The sequence below is a fragment of the Arthrobacter sp. SO3 genome (genome assembly GCF_020532825.1).
In the GTDB taxonomy this organism is placed as follows: Bacteria; Actinomycetota; Actinomycetes; order Actinomycetales; family Micrococcaceae; genus Arthrobacter.
The window spans coordinates 22,274-40,941 of the sequence record NZ_MQTS01000101.1 but is presented as its reverse complement, the minus strand read 5'-3'; the positions used below and the strand labels follow the sequence as shown (position 1 = coordinate 40,941).

The 18,668-nt window shown below is 66.4% G+C and carries 16 protein-coding genes; 14 read left to right on the top strand and 2 right to left on the bottom strand.

Annotated elements, in window-relative coordinates:
* From BJQ90_RS10285 to BJQ90_RS10230, 12 genes are all read left to right on the top strand, one after another.
* On the top strand, positions 1-1,575 hold a 1,575-nt coding region (locus BJQ90_RS10285; protein ID WP_264197176.1), incomplete at its 5' end, for a sugar transferase.
* 17 nt (positions 1,576-1,592) lie between these two features.
* Positions 1,593-2,705, top strand: a complete 1,113-nt coding sequence (locus BJQ90_RS10280) for a Gfo/Idh/MocA family protein (protein ID WP_226760190.1) — start codon at positions 1,593-1,595, stop codon at positions 2,703-2,705.
* Complete coding sequence (locus BJQ90_RS10275; RefSeq protein WP_226760189.1) at positions 2,702-3,697, top strand: NAD-dependent epimerase/dehydratase family protein; 996 nt, start codon at positions 2,702-2,704, stop codon at positions 3,695-3,697. The genes BJQ90_RS10280 and BJQ90_RS10275 overlap by 4 nt, the downstream gene beginning before the upstream one ends.
* Entirely contained in the window at positions 3,694-4,866 is a 1,173-nt protein-coding gene (locus BJQ90_RS10270; RefSeq protein ID WP_226760188.1) for a DegT/DnrJ/EryC1/StrS family aminotransferase, read from the top strand. Before BJQ90_RS10275 ends, BJQ90_RS10270 begins: the two co-directional genes overlap by 4 nt.
* Complete coding sequence (locus tag BJQ90_RS10265) at positions 4,859-5,536, top strand: acetyltransferase (RefSeq protein ID WP_226760187.1); 678 nt, start codon at positions 4,859-4,861, stop codon at positions 5,534-5,536. Before BJQ90_RS10270 ends, BJQ90_RS10265 begins: the two co-directional genes overlap by 8 nt.
* A gap of 1 nt (position 5,537) precedes the next feature.
* The gene (locus BJQ90_RS10260; RefSeq protein WP_226760186.1) at positions 5,538-6,620 is read left to right on the top strand and encodes a glycosyltransferase family 2 protein; all 1,083 of its coding nucleotides are present in this window, start codon (positions 5,538-5,540) and stop codon (positions 6,618-6,620) included.
* Complete coding sequence (locus BJQ90_RS10255; protein ID WP_226760185.1) at positions 6,596-8,134, top strand: lipopolysaccharide biosynthesis protein; 1,539 nt, start codon at positions 6,596-6,598, stop codon at positions 8,132-8,134. Before BJQ90_RS10260 ends, BJQ90_RS10255 begins: the two co-directional genes overlap by 25 nt.
* 2 nt (positions 8,135-8,136) lie before the next feature.
* Positions 8,137-9,270: a DegT/DnrJ/EryC1/StrS family aminotransferase gene (locus BJQ90_RS10250; protein ID WP_226760184.1), complete on the top strand. Its 1,134-nt coding sequence runs from the start codon at positions 8,137-8,139 to the stop codon at positions 9,268-9,270.
* 242 nt (positions 9,271-9,512) lie between these two features.
* Positions 9,513-10,136 (top strand): acyltransferase, encoded by a 624-nt coding sequence (locus tag BJQ90_RS10245; protein ID WP_226760192.1) that lies wholly within the window; start codon positions 9,513-9,515, stop codon positions 10,134-10,136.
* A complete protein-coding gene (locus BJQ90_RS10240) occupies positions 10,123-12,738 on the top strand; it encodes a WecB/TagA/CpsF family glycosyltransferase (RefSeq protein ID WP_226760183.1) in 2,616 nt (871 codons plus the stop codon). The genes BJQ90_RS10245 and BJQ90_RS10240 overlap by 14 nt, the downstream gene beginning before the upstream one ends.
* Entirely contained in the window at positions 12,732-14,102 is a 1,371-nt protein-coding gene (locus tag BJQ90_RS10235) for an O-antigen ligase family protein (RefSeq protein WP_226760182.1), read from the top strand. The genes BJQ90_RS10240 and BJQ90_RS10235 overlap by 7 nt, the downstream gene beginning before the upstream one ends.
* Positions 14,103-14,168: 66 nt before the next feature.
* The gene (locus tag BJQ90_RS10230) at positions 14,169-14,957 is read left to right on the top strand and encodes a hypothetical protein (protein ID WP_226760181.1); all 789 of its coding nucleotides are present in this window, start codon (positions 14,169-14,171) and stop codon (positions 14,955-14,957) included.
* A gap of 26 nt (positions 14,958-14,983) precedes the next feature.
* Here the strand turns inward: BJQ90_RS10230 and BJQ90_RS10225 are convergent, their stop codons facing one another.
* Both BJQ90_RS10225 and mscL read right to left on the bottom strand, forming a co-directional pair.
* Positions 14,984-15,868: an amino acid-binding protein gene (locus tag BJQ90_RS10225; protein WP_226760180.1), complete on the bottom strand. Its 885-nt coding sequence runs from the start codon at positions 15,866-15,868 to the stop codon at positions 14,984-14,986.
* Positions 15,869-15,973: 105 nt separating this feature from the next.
* Positions 15,974-16,453 (bottom strand): large conductance mechanosensitive channel protein MscL, encoded by a 480-nt coding sequence (gene mscL, locus BJQ90_RS10220; RefSeq protein ID WP_226760179.1) that lies wholly within the window; start codon positions 16,451-16,453, stop codon positions 15,974-15,976.
* 217 nt (positions 16,454-16,670) lie between these two features.
* Here mscL and BJQ90_RS10215 point away from each other — a divergent pair, with 217 nt between their 5' ends.
* Together BJQ90_RS10215 and BJQ90_RS10210 are read left to right on the top strand one after the other, a co-directional pair.
* Positions 16,671-17,759: an FUSC family protein gene (locus tag BJQ90_RS10215; RefSeq protein ID WP_226760178.1), complete on the top strand. Its 1,089-nt coding sequence runs from the start codon at positions 16,671-16,673 to the stop codon at positions 17,757-17,759.
* A 77-nt stretch (positions 17,760-17,836) separates the two neighbouring features.
* Positions 17,837-18,601 carry an IclR family transcriptional regulator gene (locus tag BJQ90_RS10210; RefSeq protein WP_226760177.1) on the top strand — a complete coding sequence of 255 codons (765 nt, stop codon included), beginning with the start codon at positions 17,837-17,839 and terminating at the stop codon, positions 18,599-18,601.
* Positions 18,602-18,668 lie beyond the last annotated feature (67 nt).

The window sequence follows — 18,668 nt, the reverse complement described above, 5'->3', positions numbered from 1 at the left end:
GACCTCGCCTACGCAGCCCACGCACCCCGCATCCTCAGCACCCCCCAGGCCGCTCACGGCCGCCCCGCAACCTTTGCGCCCCCGCGACGGAGCTCCGCCGACACTCCAGCGGTTGACACCGCCGCCCTGCCCGCCCCGGCCAGGATCTCAGGCCGGGAATGGGCGCGGTTCCTGCGCCGCCTGCTGCGGGGCACAGATGCCCTGCTGGTCACCGTCTCCGTCCTCGCAGGACTCCTCATCCACATCGAGGGCGGCGGCCAGCCTTTCGCGGGGACCGTCACGGACCTCTACGGGATCCTCATCGGAGCGGTCCTCGGCGTGCTGTGGATCGCAGCCCTGGGCCTCTACCGGACCAGGGACCCGAAGGTCCTGGGAGCCGGGGCCAGTGAATACAAGCGAGTGGCCGCCGCCAGCAGCGCGGTCTTTGGATTGCTCGCGGTCGGCCTGGTGGTGTTCCGGGTCCAGCCTGCTTCGGCCTTCCACCTGGTGTCCCTCCCGCTGGGCCTTGTCCTGCTGCCGGGCAGCCGGTGGATCGCCCGCCGCTGGTACAACAAGCGGCAGGCCCAGGGGCAGTACCTCGTCAGGGCGATCGTCATTGGCCAGACCGAGGACGTGCGCTACGTACTCAAGCGGATCGCCCGGAAATCCAATGCCGTGTACGAGATTCTTGGAGTCGCGCTGCCTGGCGGGCGGCGGGGGACGTCGTTCGACGTCGATGGCCGCCGGGTGCCGGTTCTCTCCTCCACCGATGACGTCGTCCGGACGGTCGGCCTCTGCGGCGCGGAGGCCGTCATCGTGGCAGGCCCCGTCCCGGGCGGCAACCAGTACATCCGCGAACTGGGCTGGGGGCTGGAAGAACATCAAGCAGAACTGGTGCTGGCCTCGTCCCTGACCAACGTCGCCGGACCCCGGATCCACTGGCGTCCGGTGGAAGGGCTGCCGCTGATGCACGTGGATGTGCCCCGTTACAGCGGCGCCAAACATGTCTGCAAGCGGCTGCTGGACATTACCGTGGCCGCTGCCGCCCTGATCCTGCTGTCGCCGCTCTTGCTCGTCCTGGCGGTCATCGTCAAGCGTGACAGCCCGGGACCCGTCCTGTTCAGGCAGGAGCGGGTGGGCAAAGCGGGGAAGCCATTCCGGATGCTCAAATTCCGGTCCATGGTGACAGATGCCGAAGCCGTACTGGCCGCGCTCGGGGCCCAGAACGACGGCGCCGGCGTCTTATTTAAAATGCGCAACGATCCCCGGGTGACCCGCTGCGGACGTTGGATGCGCCGATACTCGCTGGACGAACTGCCCCAGTTCTGGAACGTCCTATCCGGAGAAATGAGCCTGGTCGGACCCCGCCCGCCGCTGCAGCGCGAGGTCGGCGGCTACGAGCGGCACACGCACCGACGGCTGCTGATCAAACCGGGGATTACCGGGCTGTGGCAGGTCAACGGCCGTTCGGACCTGCCGTGGGATGAGGCCGTGCGCCTGGATCTCTACTACGTCGAAAACTGGTCAATCATGGGCGACGTCATCATCATATGGCGCACCTTCAGGGCTATTTGCGTGCCTGCCGGCGCGTACTGACTGAGTGAGGAAACACAATGAATGAAACACGTTCAGGGTACTCCCGCGGCCTGGACCCGGCGCAAGCCGCCGGGCCGCTGCGGGTAGCCGTCATCGGCGCCGGCTACTGGGGCCCCAACCTGGCCCGGAACTTCACCGCAAGCCCCCACTGGGAGCTCGCCGGAATCGTGGACCTGGACCAGGGCAGGGCCGCCAAACTCGCCGCAGCCCAAGGCCGGGTGCCAGTCTTCAGGTCGATTGACGAGCTGCTGGACACCGCCGACGTCGACGCCGTTGCAATTGCGACGCCGGCCCACACGCACCACGGTATCGCGCTGACAGCGCTGAAGGCCGGGAAGCACGTGCTGGTCGAGAAACCACTCGCTGACAGCCGGGTCAAGGGAGCGGAGATGGTCGAGGAAGCGGAGGAACGCGGCCTGGTCCTGATGGCAGACCACACCTACTGCTACACCCCGGCCGTGCTGAAGATCCGGGAGCTGATCGCCGACGGATCGCTCGGCGAGATCCTGTTCATTGACTCGGTCCGGATCAACCTGGGACTCGTGCAACCGGACGTGGACGTCTTCTGGGACCTCGCACCGCATGATCTGTCCATTCTCGACTTCATTCTTCCCGACGGACTGCGGCCAGTGGAGGTGACAGCCCACGGGGCAGACCCCTTGGGAACGGGCCAGGCCTGCGTCGGGCACCTGACGTTTGCCCTCCCCAACGACGCCATGGCCCACGTCCACGTCAACTGGCTGAGCCCGACCAAAATCCGCCAGCTCGTGGTGGGCGGGTCGCGGCGGACGCTGGTCTGGGATGACCTGAATCCCCAGCAGCGGCTCAGTGTCTATGACCGCGGCATCAGCCTGGACCGGCAGTCACGTTCCGCAGCGGACCGCAGGACCTCTGCCATCTCCTACCGGCTCGGCGACACCTGGTCGCCGGCGCTGCCGGAATATGAGGCGCTGGGCCAGATGGTGGCCGAGTTCGCCAACAGCATCTGGCAGCAGCGGCCGGCCCGGACCAGCGGCGCTTCGGGTCTCCGGGTGCTCTCGGTCCTGGAGGCCGTCAGCGACAGCCTCAGCGCGGACGGGAAAGCCAGCATAGTCGTCGGAAACGAACCGCAAATGGAGGCCAGCAGATGAGCATCCTGCAAGGGGCGCAGGTCCTGGTCACGGGCGGAGCCGGGACTATTGGGTCCACGATCGTGGACCACCTGCTCGACGCCGGGGCCGGCAGGATCGACGTGCTGGACAACCTTGTCCGGGGCCGGCGGGCCAACCTGGACCCGGCCCTCACCAGCGGACGGGTTGAACTCATCGAAGGGGACCTCCGCGACCGGGATCTGGTCCACGACCTCAGTCGGGGCAAGGACATCGTCTTCCACCAGGCGGCCATCCGCATCACCCAGTGCGCCGAGGAACCCCGGCTGGCCCTGGAGGTGCTGGTGGACGGGACCTTTAACGTGCTCGAGGCCGCGTCGGCCCAGCGGGTCGGCAAGCTCGTGGCGGCCTCCAGTGCCTCGGTCTACGGCATGGCGGAGACGTTTCCCACCACCGAACGCCATCACCACCACAACAACGACACGTTCTACGGCGCGGCCAAGTCCTTCAACGAAGGCATGGTCCGCAGCTTCCGCGCGATGTCCGGCCTGGACTACGTGCTGTTGCGCTACTTCAACGTGTACGGGCCACGGATGGACGTCCATGGCCTCTACACCGAAGTCCTGGTGCGCTGGATGGAGCGGATCGAGGACGGGCTGCCGCCCCTCATTTTCGGCGACGGACAGCAGACCATGGATTTCGTCCACACCCGGGATGTGGCCCGGGCCAACATTTTGGCCGCGGGCAGCGGGGTGGACGAGGGGGTGTACAACGTCGCCAGCGGCGCCGAGACAAGCCTGCTGGAACTCGCCGAGGCGCTGCTGCGTGCGATGGATTCGGAGCTCCACGTCGAGCATGGCCCGGAGCGGGCCGTCAACGGCGTCGTCCGGCGTCAGGCGGATACCGCCGCGGCCAGCCGCGACCTTGGGTTCAATGCCGAAACCGGACTCGAGGAGGGCCTGCGCGAACTGGTGGACTGGTGGCGGCCGCTTCGCACGGAAATTGCGGACGCCAAGGTCGGGGGTGCGCGATGACGGTCGGCCAGGACCGGGCCCTGAGCCGGATCAACGTGATGAAGCCCTGGCTTGGGGCCGAGGAAGCGGAGGCCGTGGCCGATGTGATCGCCTCCGGCTGGGTGGCGCAGGGACCCCGGGTGGCGCGCTTCGAGGAAGCCTTTGCCTCCGCGCAGCAGGCCAGCCACGCCGTGGCCGTCTCGAACTGCACCACGGCGCTGCATCTGGCGCTGAAGGTGGCCGGCATCGGACCCCGCGACGACGTCGTTGTGCCATCCCTGTCCTTCATTGCCACCGCCAACGCGGTCACCTATGTGGGCGCCAGGCCGGTTTTCGCGGACGTCGAGGCGGACACCGGGAATGTGTCCGTGCGGACGCTCGCCGCTGCCTTGACGCCCGCCACCCGTGCCGTAATCGCGGTCGACCAGGGCGGGATGCCGGTCGATCTGGATCCGATCCGTGCCCTCTGCGACGGATTGGGCATCACCGTCGTCGAGGACGCGGCCTGTGCGGCGGGCTCCACCTACCGGGGCCGGCCGGTGGGAGCGGGTGCCGAGCTCGCCGCCTGGTCGTTCCACCCGCGCAAAATCCTCACCACTGGTGAGGGCGGGATGCTGACCACCCACAACGCGGAATGGGCGGACCGCGCCCGCAAGCTCCGCGAACACGCCATGAGCGTCTCGGCGAATGACCGGCACGCCTCGGTCCTGGCTCCGGCGGAGGAGTACGAGGAGATCGGGTTCAACTACCGGATGACCGACATGCAGGCGGCCGTCGGGCTCGTGCAATTGGGCCGGCTGGGTGAAGCAGTGTCCCGGCGCCGGGCCATTGCAGACGCCTACCGGAAGGCTCTCGCGGAGGTCGAAGGGCTCCGCTTTAGCGAGGACCCGCTATACGGAACCAGCAATTTTCAGTCTTTCTGGTTCGAAGTCCTGCCGGACTTTGCCCTCGGGCGGGAGGAACTGCTGGAGCGGCTGGCGCAGGACGGAATCTCCGCGCGGCGGGGCATCATGGCCGCGCACCGGCAACCCGCCTACACCGGCAGGAACACCGGCAGGGCGGACCTGTCCGTGACGGAGCGGCTCACGGACCACACCGTCATCCTGCCGGTCTACCACCAGCTGAGCCTGGACGAGCAGTTCCGGGTGATCCATTCAATTCTGAAGGCTGCGGGGAAATCCGATGACTGAACTCCTGCTGATTGGCGCCAGCGGCCTTGCCCGCGAGGTGCTTGCCTGCGTCCGCGAAAACGGCCAGTTCGACGTGGTCGGGGTGCTCGACGATGACGAATCCAAGGCCGGGTCGGCCCTGGACGGCGCTCCCATCATCGGTCCTGCGAGCCACGCCCTCCGTTATCCGGAAGCACGCGTGGTCATCTGCATCGGGCCGGGGAAGGGGCGCGAGCGGGTTGTCGCCAGACTCGCCGGCCTGGGCTTCCCGGGCTACCGCTTTGCCACCGTTATCGAGCCTTCGGTGCGGGTCCCGTACTGCTGCGACATCGGCCCCGGAAGCATCCTGCTGGGAAATGTCACCCTGACCGCCGGGATCACGGTCGGGAGCCACGTTGTGATGATGCCCGGTGTGACGCTGACCCATGACGACGTTGTGGAGGACTTCGCCACCCTGGCTGCCGGCGTTTCGCTGGGCGGCGGGGTGCGGATCGGGCGCGCCGCCTACCTTGGCATGAACTCGTCGGTGCGTGAAGGCACCTCCGTGGGTGCCGGGGCGGTGGTCGGCATGGGAGCTGCTGTCTTGGCGGACGTGCCGGTGGAAGAGATCTGGGTTGGAGTGCCGGCGAAGGCTATTGCCAAGGATCCATTCGCGCCGCGGACAATTCAACAAGCCGTGGTGAGGCACTAAAATGCGCCGCGTCAGGCCGTTCGAGCACACCGGCGCCGCCGAAATAACCGTGGTGGTGCCCTGTTACAACTACGGCCGGTACCTTCCCGAGGTCGTGCAAAGCGTGCTGTCCCAGGAACGCGTGCACGCAAGAGTCATCATTGTCGACGATGCGTCCCCTGATGGGTCCGCGGACGTTGCCGAAGCCCTCGCCGCGGCTGATGCCCGCATCACAGTGGTTCGCCATACGCAAAACCAAGGCCACATCGCCACCTACAACGATGGTCTGGCACGCGTCGAGACGGAGTACGTGGCGCTCCTTTCCGCAGACGATCTGCTGGCGTCTGGTGCGCTGGGCCGGGCGGCGGACCTCATGAGGGCTTATCCGCGAGTGGGGCTGGTTTATGGCATGCCGCTTGAATTCAGCGAGGAGCAGGGACTACCTCACACCAAGGATTCAGGCCGCCGCGGTAGCTGGACCATTTGGAATGGCCGGGAGTGGCTGGGCTGGGCGTGCCGGCGGGGCAGATGCTTCATTCTGTCCCCTGAAGTCGTCATGCGAACCGAAGCCATGCGCCAGGTGGGCCCCTACAACGAGGGGCTGCCCCACTCAGGCGACCTTGAGTACTGGGTTCGCACCGCCGCCGGTTGGGATGTGGGGCGGGTGAACGGTCCGGCGCAAGCCTACTATCGGGTCCACGGCAACAACATGCACCTGACCGCCTTTGACACGATCCAGGTGGACCTGGAACACAGACTGGCTGCCTTCAACGTGCTCTCCACCGCTGAACTCCAGGAACAACTACCGGGTGCCGGCCTGCTTCATCGACTGGCACGGCAGGGAATCTGCCGGGAGGCGCTTCTGTTGGCGGAAAGGAACCTGGACGCGGGTGGCGCCATTGACCTTTCGCTATCCCTCCTGGGTGTGGCGCAGTCAGCTTGCACGGAAGCCGCAGACACGCTGCGAGGCCGATCCGTGAGGTACAGAATCGAGCGGGCCCGACGGGGAGCACGGCCCGGCAGCGTCCAAACCCTCATCGAAGGTACACGACGGCAGCTGGATCGAGTCCGCTGGACCGCATGGCGCAAAGTGGGGATATCGTGAGCCCGGCACAGAGCCCGGACAGTGGCCTCGAGACGGTCAGGACCCGGCTCCGGGGCGGCATAGTCTGGGGCGCCGTCGGGGTCGGCTCTGGAAGGGTGCTCCAGTTCGTCACCACGTTGATCCTGGCCCGCATCCTGGCTCCGGAACATTTCGGCGCGCTGGCCGTTGCTTTGGTGGTACAAACGATTGCCCTGAATATCACCGAGCTGGGAGCAACCGCCGCGCTGGCTCGCGGGGACCGTGACGCAAAGGAAATAGCCCCAACCATTTTCACGATCGGCCTGGTCACGAGTGCCTTTCTCACCGGGGCCGTGTTCCTGGGTGCGCCAGCCCTGGCCGCAGCAATGGGAGATCCCGCCGCGACCCCCGTGGTGCAGATTATGGCCTTCACCGTCCTGCTGGCAGGGCTGTCGGGTGTTCCGGCTGCCATGGTTTGGCGAGACTACCTCCAGCGGCCCCGGGCGCTGGTGGAAGTCGCCGGCACAGCCTGCACCCTGGTGCTGGTCATCCCCATGGCGCTCGACGGGTGGGGGGCCTTCGCGTTGGCCTGGTCGCGGCTGGGCGGCCAACTGTTCACGACAGCCGGGTACTGGCTGATCACCCCGCAGCGTTTCCGCCCAGGTTTCGACCGCAGGGTGGCGGCCTATGTCCTTCGCCTGGGTATGCCATTGGCCATGGCAAACCTGGTGGTCTTCGCCACTCTCAATTTGGACTATATCGTCGTGGGCCGGGAACTCGGAGCTGCGGAATTGGGCGTATATCTCTTGGCCTTCAACCTCGCCAGCCTGCCCAGCAGCTTGATCACTGCAGTGATCCGCACCGTGGCCGTGCCGACCTTCGGGCGCCTGCACAGGGCAGGGCGGCTAGCTGCGGCGGCACCGGGAATGCTGGGAATCAGCGCCTACCTGGCGTTGCCGGTTTCCGCGCTGCTCGTTGGTCTTGCGGAGCCATTGATCCGCGTACTTTATGGACAGGCATGGGCCGGGGCTTCAGTTGCGATGATTGGCCTCGGGATATTCGGGGCCGGTCGAATCCTCACGGAAATGCTCGCCGATCTATGTGTTGGGGCCGGGCGCACGGGTGGCCTTTTTTGGGTCCAGGTGGCATGGTTCGTCACCCTGCTGCCGGCGCTGTTGGTCGGCGCCTCGTTCAGCGGCTTGGCAGGCGTCGGGGCGGCTCAGGCTTTGGTGGTCTGGCTCGTTGTTCTCCCGATCTATTTCCTGCTCGTCCGGAACACTGTCGGAGCCCCGATTGGCGCGATGGTGCTCCGTTGCCTGCCGCCGGCAGTGGCCGCTGCCGCTGCCGGGCTGGCTGGCTGGCTGGTAGCCAATGTCGTGGGTCAACCACTGTTCGCCGTGATTGCTGGCGGCCCCACCGGCGCCGCACTTTACCTGTTGCTGACTCGAAAGTATGCACGGCAGGCGTTGAAAAGCCTGCGGACACTCACCGCCAGTGGTGCGGATGGAGCGCCACTACCAGCCTCCACCGCCGCGCCCCTTAGCCTAGGGAGCTGACAATGCACCCCGCTGACCAACTTCGCGTCCCTTTGGTCGACATCGCCGCCCAACACGCGGAAATAGAACATGAACTGGCCCCGCAACTGCAGGACATCCTGAGGCGCGCCGCGTTTATCGGCGGCAAGGAAGTGGAGCTATTCGAACGACAGTTCGCGGACTTCCTCGGTGCGCGTCACTGCATTGGGGTGGGTAACGGCACGGATGCGCTGGAGCTCGCATTGCGTGGGGCAGGCGTCCGGCCGGGGCAGGAAGTCATCGTGCCGGCCAATACCTTCATTGCCACCGTGGAAGCCGTAGTCCGGATGGGCGCTGTGCCGGTGCTCGCGGACGTTGACGAGGAACATCTCCTCCTGGATCCGGACGCTGTCGCGAGCTCGGTCACCAGCCGGACAGCGGCCATCATTCCGGTGCATCTCTTCGGCCAGGTGGCTCCAGTTGAGCGGTTGGCGGAGATCGCGGTGCGTTGCGGCGCCGTGATCATTGAGGATGCTGCGCAGGCACAGGGTGCAACACGGTTCGGCCGGTCTGCCGGAACATTGGGCCACGTAGCTGCCACCAGCTTCTACCCGGGAAAGAACCTGGGCGCAGCCGGCGACGCTGGGGCCGTGATCACGGACGATGACGGTACCGCCCGCATGGTTCGGCTGCTCAGCGCGCACGGCAGCGAACGCAAATACGAGCATGAAGTCATGGGAATCAACTCCCGCCTGGACACCATCCAGGCGGCCGTGCTGCTGACCAAACTCAAGCGGCTCCCGGAATGGAATGAGCACCGGCGTCAAGCTGCGGCCCTGTACCAGGCATTGCTAGCGGATCTTGGCGCCGTGCGTACGCCTCGGTCCGCCGCAGGGAACTCGGATGTTTGGCATGTTTTTGTGGTCCGGCTCGCCGAGCGCGACAGGGTGGCGGCCTGCCTGAACGAATCTGGAGTTTCAACGGGAGTCCACTATCCGGCGCCCATCCATCACACCGAAGCCTGGCGGCGGCTGGGCCTGGCATCCGGCAGTTACCCCGTTGCCGAAGCGGCCGCCCGGCAGATCCTTTCGCTTCCTATCTATCCCCACATCACTGTCCGCCAGCAGGAGCATGTCGTGGCCAGCCTGCGGGCTGCCGTCGACGGGGGCCAACCATGAGTCGCCCCGGCTTCGGCGACGTCGTCGCAACGACGAGGGCCAGTGGGACTGCTGCTCTTTCACGCCGGGCCGTAGGCCGGACATACCGGCCTCTCGCCAGCCCGCGGGGCGTCGAAACCAACACCCATGGCGCACTCCCGGGAACGGCGGCCGTCCGGCTGCCGCCTGTCCGGCGCAGCGCGCCCCACCTCACGCCGATCCCCGGCACAGGAACCGCCTACGGCAGGAGTGACATGAGTGACATGAGAAACGTGGCCGGAACAGCAGACGTGGCAGCGACCGCAAGCATCGGGAAGGACACCCGGATCTGGCATCTCGCCCAGATCCGGGAAGAGGCGACCGTCGGCGCCAACTGCAACATCGGCCGTGGGGCCTATATCGGTCCAGGAGTCCAAGTGGGAGATAACTGCAAGCTGCAAAATTATGCCTTGGTCTACGAACCTGCCCGCCTGGCCGACGGCGTCTTCGTCGGCCCGGCGGCCGTGCTGACCAACGACCTGCACCCGCGGGCCATCACTCCCGAAGGACGACTCAAAGAGGCGGACGACTGGGAAGCCGTCGGCGTGACCGTCGGCCGAGGCGCCTCCATAGGCGCCCGCGCTGTCTGCATCGCCCCGCTTCGCATCGGCGAATGGGCGACAGTGGCCGCCGGAGCCGTCGTCACGAAGGACGTTCCCGCCTACGCCGTCGTCGCCGGCATGCCAGCGCGGCAGATGGGTTGGGTCGGCGAGGCTGGGCTTCCGCTGAAACAATACGGCAGCGGCATCTGGCTGTGCCCGGCAACCGGTCGGCGCTACCAAGAGATCGACGGGCATCTGATGCCTGGGGAACGTGCTGAGGGGCGGCCTGGAAATGCTGGACAGTAACAAGGTAATCCTGGGCGGCACACCGGTAGACCTCATGGATCCCGAGCCGGCGCTGGAGCGGATCCTCGCAAGGGCGGCCGACGGTAGCGGACAGAAGCCGCTCGGAGTGGCCTCAGTCAATCTCGACCATCTGCACCACTTTGGCACCGGCGGACGCTGGGCGGGAACGTTGCACGCGGATCCATCCAGCACGGTTGACTGGCTCTATCTGCTTGATGGTGCCCCCCTGGTTTCCCAGTCGCAGCGGCTCACCGGGCACCGATGGCCGCGACTGGCCGGCAGTGATCTTGCATCTCCTCTCTTGGCGCAGGCCGAGAAACTGGGGCTACGGGTGGGATTCCTGGGCGGATCTGTTGCCAACCAGCGGCTCCTGGCTCAGAAGATCGCGACCGAACACCCCGGTCTTCGACTCGCAGGCATGTGGTCCCCGGACCGTGAGGAGCTGGCCTCCACCACGGCATCCGAAAGGATTGCCATGGAGATTTCCAGGGCGGGCGTACAGATTCTCTACGTGGGGCTCGGCAAACCGCGCCAGGAACTCTGGATCGACCGGTACGCAGGACTTACCGGGGCGGCCGTCCTGCTGGCCTTCGGGGCAGCTGTGGACTTCCTAGCCGGCAGGGTCCAGCGGGCACCCCAGTGGTTCTGTGAGCACGGTCTGGAGTGGGGCTACCGGCTCGCGCTTGAACCCAAGCGGCTGGCGGGGCGCTATCTGGTTGACGGACCGCCCGCCTACCTGAAACTGCGAACGACCTCCTGCTGCGTTCCACCGGCCAGGCCTGACAGCCTGACGTCGGCAGAACCGGCACCCCGAACGCCCGGCCAGTTTACGGGTCCGGACGGAGCGGCGGACGCCGTTGTGATTGTCGTGACGTACAACAGCGCAGAATGCTTGGATGCGCTGATCGAGAGCCTGCGTGCCGAAACGGCCGACCTGACTCTGCGCGTGCTGGTGGCCGACAACTCGTCAAGTGACGGGACGCTGGAGTTCGCGCGGAACCGGCACCCTGACGTGCTGGCGTTCGCCACTGGCGGCAATCTGGGTTACTCCGGGGGCATTAATGCTGCCATGCGCAGGGCCGGAGATGCCGCGATTGTTATGGTGCTGAACCCTGACCTCACGGTGGAACGCGGATCCCTAAAAACGATGATGCAACGGCTGGTTGCTTCACGGGCGGGGGCTGTGGTCCCACGTCTGGTGAATCCGAGCGGTCAAACAAGCCCCTCCATCTACCGGGAACCCACCATCGCCAATGCCGTTGGTGATGCCCTTCTAGGCCGTCGGGCCCCCAACCGGCCCGAATGGCTTTCCGGCACCGACCTCAGCCCCGAGAGCTATGCCCATCCCCACACGGTGGATTGGGCGACGGGTGCTGCGCTGATGATCCGGCGTCCTCTGGCCAACTCACTGGCGTGGGACGAGTCCTACTTCCTCTACGGCGAAGAGACCGATTTCTTCCGAGGTCTGCGCACGATGGGGGAAACCGTCTGGTACGAACCTGCTGCGGTCATGAGCCATGCAGGGGGCGCTTCCGGCAGTTCGCCCCTGTTGAACGCGCTCATGGCTGTCAACCGTGTCCGTTACATTCGCAAGTACCATTCGGCGTCTTACGCGGCAGTGTTCCACGGCGTCGTGGCATTCTCTGAGATGTTACGGTGCTGGAGACCGGACCGCAGAGGTGTGCTGCCGACGCTGCTCGACGAGCGGCGCTGGGCTGCGCTGCCTGGCCCGAGTGCGGGCAATTCAAACAGCACGGACCCTGACGGAATCCCCCTTGGGTCGGTGATCATTCCGGCCCACAACGAGGCCTCCGTGATCGCCCGGACACTGGCGCCGCTCGCCACCCTGGCCGCGGCAGGGGAACTGGAGGTCATCGTGGCCTGCAACGGCTGTACCGATGAAACTGCCGCGATCGCCAGGGGATTCGAGGGTGTGACGGTACTGAATATGCCGCAGCCGTCCAAGGCTGCCGCTCTCAACGCGGGGGACGCCGTCGCCTCCCATTGGCCGCGGCTGTACCTTGACGCGGATGTTCAAATTGGCCCTGGCACGGTGCGCGAGGTCCTCAGCGCACTTGCCTCCGGTCGACTACTGGCGGCCCGTCCAGCAGTGCGCTTTGACCTTGAGGGCGCCCACCCGCTGATCCACTCCTACTACAGGACCCGACTGCAGCTTCCCACGACCCGCAGCGGGTTGTGGGGCGGCGGAGTTTATGGACTGTCAGAAGTAGGGCGACAGCGTTTCCAGCAGTTCCCCGACCTGATCGCCGATGACCTGTTCGTGGACCGGCTCTTCGAGCCGGGGGAAAAAGCCGTCCTGGACGTGACCCCGGCGATCATCTGCCCGCCGCGGACGCCCCGGGACCAGGTGGCCGTGTTGCATCGGATCTATCGCGGAAACGCCGAACAGCACGGCGGGCACGGTACGGCCAGCCACACGCTGGCCGAGGTAGCCCGCTCAATTCGCGGTCCGTTATCTGCCGGCCACGCCCTGGTTTACGTGGGGTTTGCCCTTGCCGGCCGCCGCGGGAACGCGCACCCGGGGACGTGGGAACGCGACGCCAGCACCCGGCAGCCGGCTGAAGCGGCCGATCCGTGCTGACGAAGCCGGCGTCTCCTCAACAGCTCGCCCATCGAAGGCGAGCGAGTCCACCCTGGCTGCTAAAGGCAACCGTGTTCTCAATCATGGCCTTTCCGCCGTACATGGTGTTGCAGCCGGTCGGGGCCAGCAGCAGCCTGGCACAAATGCTCGCACTGGGCCTCTTCGGGCTCTGGGCCCTCTCCTCAATTCTGGGACTGCACGATCCGGTAGCGTTCCGGCACCCAGGCCGAGCTGCTGTCCTCGCCCTGCTCCTGGCTTCGTGCCTTAGCTACGCGCATCTCTTTGCCGGGCTCAGCGGGGCCAGCACCACCGCCGGAAGGGCAGCCGCGGACCGTTGGATGCTCCTGATTTTTGCGGCGGCCGGAATCGCTTTTGTCACCACCGATTGCGTAAAGACCGTTAAAGACGCCATGGTTGTGGTCAGGTGGGTTATCGCCGGGGGTGCCGTGTGCAGCACCGCGGCGCTGATCCAGTTCACCACCCATACGAATCCCGTCGAATGGATCAGCGGCCTCATGGTGGGATTCGTGGATAACGGAGGCTCGAACGCCTTCCAGGCCCGAGGCGCGTTAATGCGCGTGGCGGGCACGACTCTCCATCCCATCGAGCTGGGCGTGGTGAGTGCGATGCTGCTTCCCGTCGCCATTTGGCGGGCACTTTATGACAAGCAGGGCAGGAAGCCGGTGCACTGGGCGCTAGTTGGGCTGTTCGTGCTCGCGAACGCGCTGACAGTATCGCGATCCGGTCTGCTTGCGATCGTCGTAGCCTTAGCTGTCACCGTCCCCTTCCTGCCCAGGCTCGCCAGGAAGTGGGCCACGGTGGTCGTGCCGCTGGGCGCCGCAGGACTTTTCATCGCGGTACCAGGCCTGATTTCCACTCTGGTTAATGCAGCCACAGCGGGAAGTACCGATGCCTCCATTACGTACCGGACGGAAGACTACCCGCTGGCACTTCGGCTCGTCGCCGACCGTCCATGGTTGGGCGCCGGCCCGCGAACCTGGATCCCGACGAACGCGCTCGATATTTTCGACAACGAGTATCTGCTCACGGCCGTGACAATGGGCGTAGTGGGGCTCGGGGGGCTGATCGCCTATCTGCTGGTTCCCGCCCTCGCCGCGCTGACAGCCGCCCGGAACGCTGAGGGGGCCGAACTGAAACTGCTGGCAGCATCAGCAGCCGCTGCCGGTCTGGTTGCCACCGTGGCATCAGGCACTTTCGACTCGATGTCGTTTCCAGTGTTCGCCCTGATTTATCCGTTTTTCGTAGGTCTGTCAGGAGCGTCCTGGCTGATGGTTAAGAGTCAAAAGGAACACGGTCTGGCGGTCCCCCTGGGGATCTCACCGGACCGGCAACCGGGGGGATAGGAAGAGACTATGGATCCGATTTCGGTACTCAGGACGCTTTGGAGGCACAAGTGGGCAGCCTTGCCCATGGCCCTGCTGACAATCTTTGCCTGCGTTTACGTAATGTTTTTTGCCCAGCGTACCTACGAGGCCACCATGACCTATGCGCTGCTGAGCCCCAAGCTGCCCACCGAGGCGGAGTTGCAGGCTAAGCCCGAGCTGAGCGCGGTCAACGGCGATAACCCGTATTTGCGTAGTGGCGACCGCGCCCTCTTGGCGCAGGTTCTGATAACCAAACTGGGAGCCCAGGAGACTGCGCAGCAACTGAAGAGTCAAGGGTTAGGCGGCGAGTACACCGTCGGACAATCACTCAGCTCGGGATCCGGCATGCTGCTGCAACTTTCGGCCTCGGGGAATTCGCCGGGCCAGGCCGTGGACACCGCCATGGAACTGGGCAGGCGCCTCAACGCGACCCTGCACCAAGTGCAGATCATCAATGGAGCGGACGACAGCTATCTCTATTCCGCCCTCGCCATCGACGGTCCCGGCCAAGGGAGCGAAATCTTTACCAGCAGGCTGCGGACCCTGATCATCGTGGTGGTGGCCGGCGCGCTGCTGGTCTTCGTGTCAGTGTCCGTGGCCAGGTCCGTGGAGTTGGCAAGGGCGCGGCGTCCTGTCGTCGAAAAACCGGCAAAGCACGTAGTACGGGACGATGCCAAAACTGCGACGCTGTCCGGCAGCCGATCGGGCAGGGGAACCGGCTCCGTGCGGCAAGCCGGCAGCGGGGAAAAGGTGGAAGAGGCTGGCGTCGGACTTGATCGGGAGTCGCACATGGTTACGGTTCCTGACCGGGAGAGCCCTCCACCTCGGAGATAAGTCCCGGCGCGGGGAACCTCACGCCGTCACGGGCCGGAGACCGTCCGGTGCGCGAGGATCTCGGCGAGCTCGGCCAGCCGGTGAGCACGGGCGGATTCCGCCGGGGTGAACGGCTCACCGGGGCGGCTGAACGTGATGGGACCGTGCCAGGCAGTCGGGATTCTCAGCACCGTTCCGTCCGTTGCCGGCGGCGTGCCCGCTGGGGCGGCCGGAGCCGCGGCATCGGTATCCGGGCCGGTCTCGATCCGGGCGTGCAGCAGTTCAGCCACTGCGAGCGGCAGCTCTTCGGGGTTGGCCGCGATTCTGGCCGCAAGGCTCAGCGCCCCGGTCTGCCCGTCGGCCATGGCCAGCGCCGTGGTGGGCCAGACATGCGGCCGGCTGCCGCCGCCGTCGTGCAGGGCCTTCAGCAGCTCCGCCTCGCGCAGTTCTCCGGGGGCGGACAGCACGAACTCGTCCAGTACGCCGCCCTCGACGGGGTGGATGTGGATGCTCAGGATGTTGGTGTCCAGCCGGGCCAGCGACTGCGTTAGTTTCTGCAGCGAACCGGGTCGGTCCTTCAGCACCGTGCGGGCCCGCCACAGGGCTGGTGCGGCGCTGAGCCGGCTGCGGTGCCGCAAGGCGGGGGCGTGCAGCCAGCGCCGCAGCACCCGCGCCGCGGAAGGTTCCGCCACCCAGATGACCAGAATGGTGGCCGTCATCGTCAGGACCAGGACCTTCGCCGCATAGGGCAGGTGGGTTCCGACCACCGCCGCATGAACCACGAGCTCGATCGGCAGCATCACGGCGATGTTGGCCAGGGTGAGCCGGGCCTTGGTCGGTTCGGGCATCTGGCCGCAGACTTCGCAGCTCAGCTCGGAGGCCGACGTGGCCGGTGGTGCGCCGTGTTTCCTGCCGGGTGCTGAGGGCTTCATGGGTCCATGATGTCCGGCCGCTGTTACAGGCCGGTTGCCAGCCGGTGACGATTTGGTTCGGCTGCACAGCAACGCGGGGTCACCTACCGCCCATTCCGGAGGGGATTACCGGCCGTAAGTGACCCCGCGTTGCTGGGTTTGGGGGGCGTCGTGACTGGCGGCTTGGCTGTGCTCAGGACCGGGACCGGCGAGCTGGGCCAGCAGATCGCGGATCTCGGCCAGCAGTGCCGTGTCGGCGGGGAGCGGCTTCTCTTCCGGCTCCGCCGTGGCGAGGCGCTTCTTGACCAGCTGGTTGATCCGGTTCATCGGCGCCACGAAGATGAAGTACACGACGGCGGCGGTAATCAGGAACGTGACGAACGCCGTGATAACAGCACCGAAATTGACGAAGGTCTTCTCGTTCCCCGGCCAGATGGGGAAACCCAGCCCGTTGGTCTCGACCCCGCCGGCCGCCGCAATGATCGGGTTCACGACGTTGGACGTGAACGCGCCGACCAGTGCGGTGAAAGCGGTGCCGACCACCACGGCGATGGACAGTTCGATCACGTTGCCGCGCAGGATGAAGTCCTTGAATCCTTTGAGCATGGGTTCCTTCGGTGTGCCTTGAGATGACTCTGGGTGCCGCGTCCCCGGCCGGGGAATCAACCGATAGACGCTATCACTTCCGCAGCACCCTCTTCCGCCAGCGGATTCCATTGGATGGATTGATGCTGCCTTTCCGGGCCGTTCCGGCGTAGAATTCAGTGCGGATGCCAGCGCCGCCGTCGTAACAATCCGACCGCGAGAAAGGCACCACCCACCCGTGAAAATGCTTGCCGAGCTGTTCACCATGGCTCCTGGCAACAAGGACCACCAGGTCGCGACCCGCTGCGCCATCGGTGTTTTTGTCCCGCTGATCACGCTGGTTCTGCTGGACCGCCTGGACCTGGCGGTCTTCGCCTCGTTCGGCGCCTTCACCGGGATCTACGGCCGCAATCAACCGCACGCCACGCGTTTCTTCCTTCAAGTCCGCGCCGGGTCGCTGATGCTGCTGGTCATGCTGCTCGCCGCCCTGACCGCACGCGCCGGGGTGGCCTTTGCGGTCCCGGCCGCGGACATGGTCTGGCTCCAGGTGTTTGCCACCACGGTGGTGGCAGGAGGCTGCTCGCTGATCGTCGCCTGGTGGCGCCTGCGCCCCGCAGGCTCGCTGTTCCACATCTTTGCCTTCGCCGCGATCGCGTCCATCCCTAACCAGCCGCCGCTCTGGCAGGGCATGCTCGTGGCGGGGCTGACCGTCGCCTTCTCCCTGCTGATCGGGATGTCCTCCCGGGCGGTCCGGAGTCGCCGGACACCCTGGGTGTGGCCGCACTCTGTCCCCCTCACGCGGGCCGAAGAACGGGCGGCCCTGCTCGAAAGCATTGGCTACATCGTGGCGGCCGGCCTGGCCGGTACCCTGGCAACACTGGCGGGTGAACGGCTGGGCTTTGGTCACAACTACTGGGCCATGGTGGCCGCCGTCGTCCCGCTCGTGGGCCACTCCACCCGGCACCGGGTCAGGCGGGGCGTGCAAAGAATCGTGGGCACGGCGATCGGGCTGGTGCTGCTTGCCGGGATCTTGCTGCTGCAGCCCGCACCCTGGCAGACCGTGCTGGTGATCGCGGCCTGCCAGTTCGGCGCCGAGATGTTCATCGCCCGCCAGTACGTCCTGGCCCAGATCTTCGTCACCCCGCTGGCGCTGATTTCGACGCTGCTGGTGGTTCCGGCATCGCCCGGCATCCTGCTGCGCGACCGGATTCTTGAGACCCTCATCGGAGCCGCCGTCGGCATCGCCGTCGTCCTGGCCCCGACGGTTTGGCGGCGTCTGCGCGCGCCGCAGCCACCGCAGGCAGCACGCTCCGCCCACCCCAGCTGAGCGGCAGCATGGGGTCCAAGCGCCCCACACCGGCGGCGTAGAGTGGAAGCAGAATCCATTCAACGGAAGTGACTGTCATGGCTAACTCCCCCGCAGGCGACTCAGTGGTGGACCGCGTGGTCAGGGTGATCGAAGCTTTCCCCGAGGGCGTCACCGTGCTGCAGCTCTCCGAACTCGCCGAGCGGGCCGGACTGCCGCCGAGCACCGCCCACCGGCTGGTCCGGCAGCTTGCCGGACACGGGCTCCTGGAGTTGGGCGGCGGAGGATCCGTCCGGCTGGGCCTGCGGCTGTGGGAGCTGGTCAACCGGAATTCCCCCACCCTGGCCCTCCGCCAGGCGGCCATGCCCTTTATGGAGGACATCCAGCAGGTGCTCAACCAGAATGTGAACCTCGCCGTGCTGGAAGGCTGGGAGGCGCTGTTCGTCGAGCGCCTGTCGCGCCGCGGTTCCGTGGCCAACCGAGCCCAGATCGCCGGCCGGATGCCGGTGCACGTTTCCTCGGCCGGGCTGGCGCTGATGGCCAACCAGCCGCCGGCGGTCCAGGCGGAGTACCTCCACCAGTTCCACGATCCGGACGGCTTGGTGCAGCCGGAGGCACTCCGCACTTTGCTCCAGGAGACGGCCGGCCATGGCTTTGCGCAGCTGGCCGGCGTCGTGGACCCGGACGCGTGGGGGATCGCCGTTCCAGTGCGGGACGCGAGGAACCGCACCGTGGCGGCGCTCGGCGTCGTCGTCCCGCTGCGTGAAATGCGGCTTCAGGCCCTGGTTCCGGCCCTGCAGACGGCAGCCCGCGGGATCGGGCGGCAGCTGCAGGACGCAAAGGCCGCTTCCACGTTCCGTTGAGTGGAATCCCAGTAAGGCGCATCACGTGTCCGGGCGCACACTGTAGCCAGAGGATCCACCCGGCCCC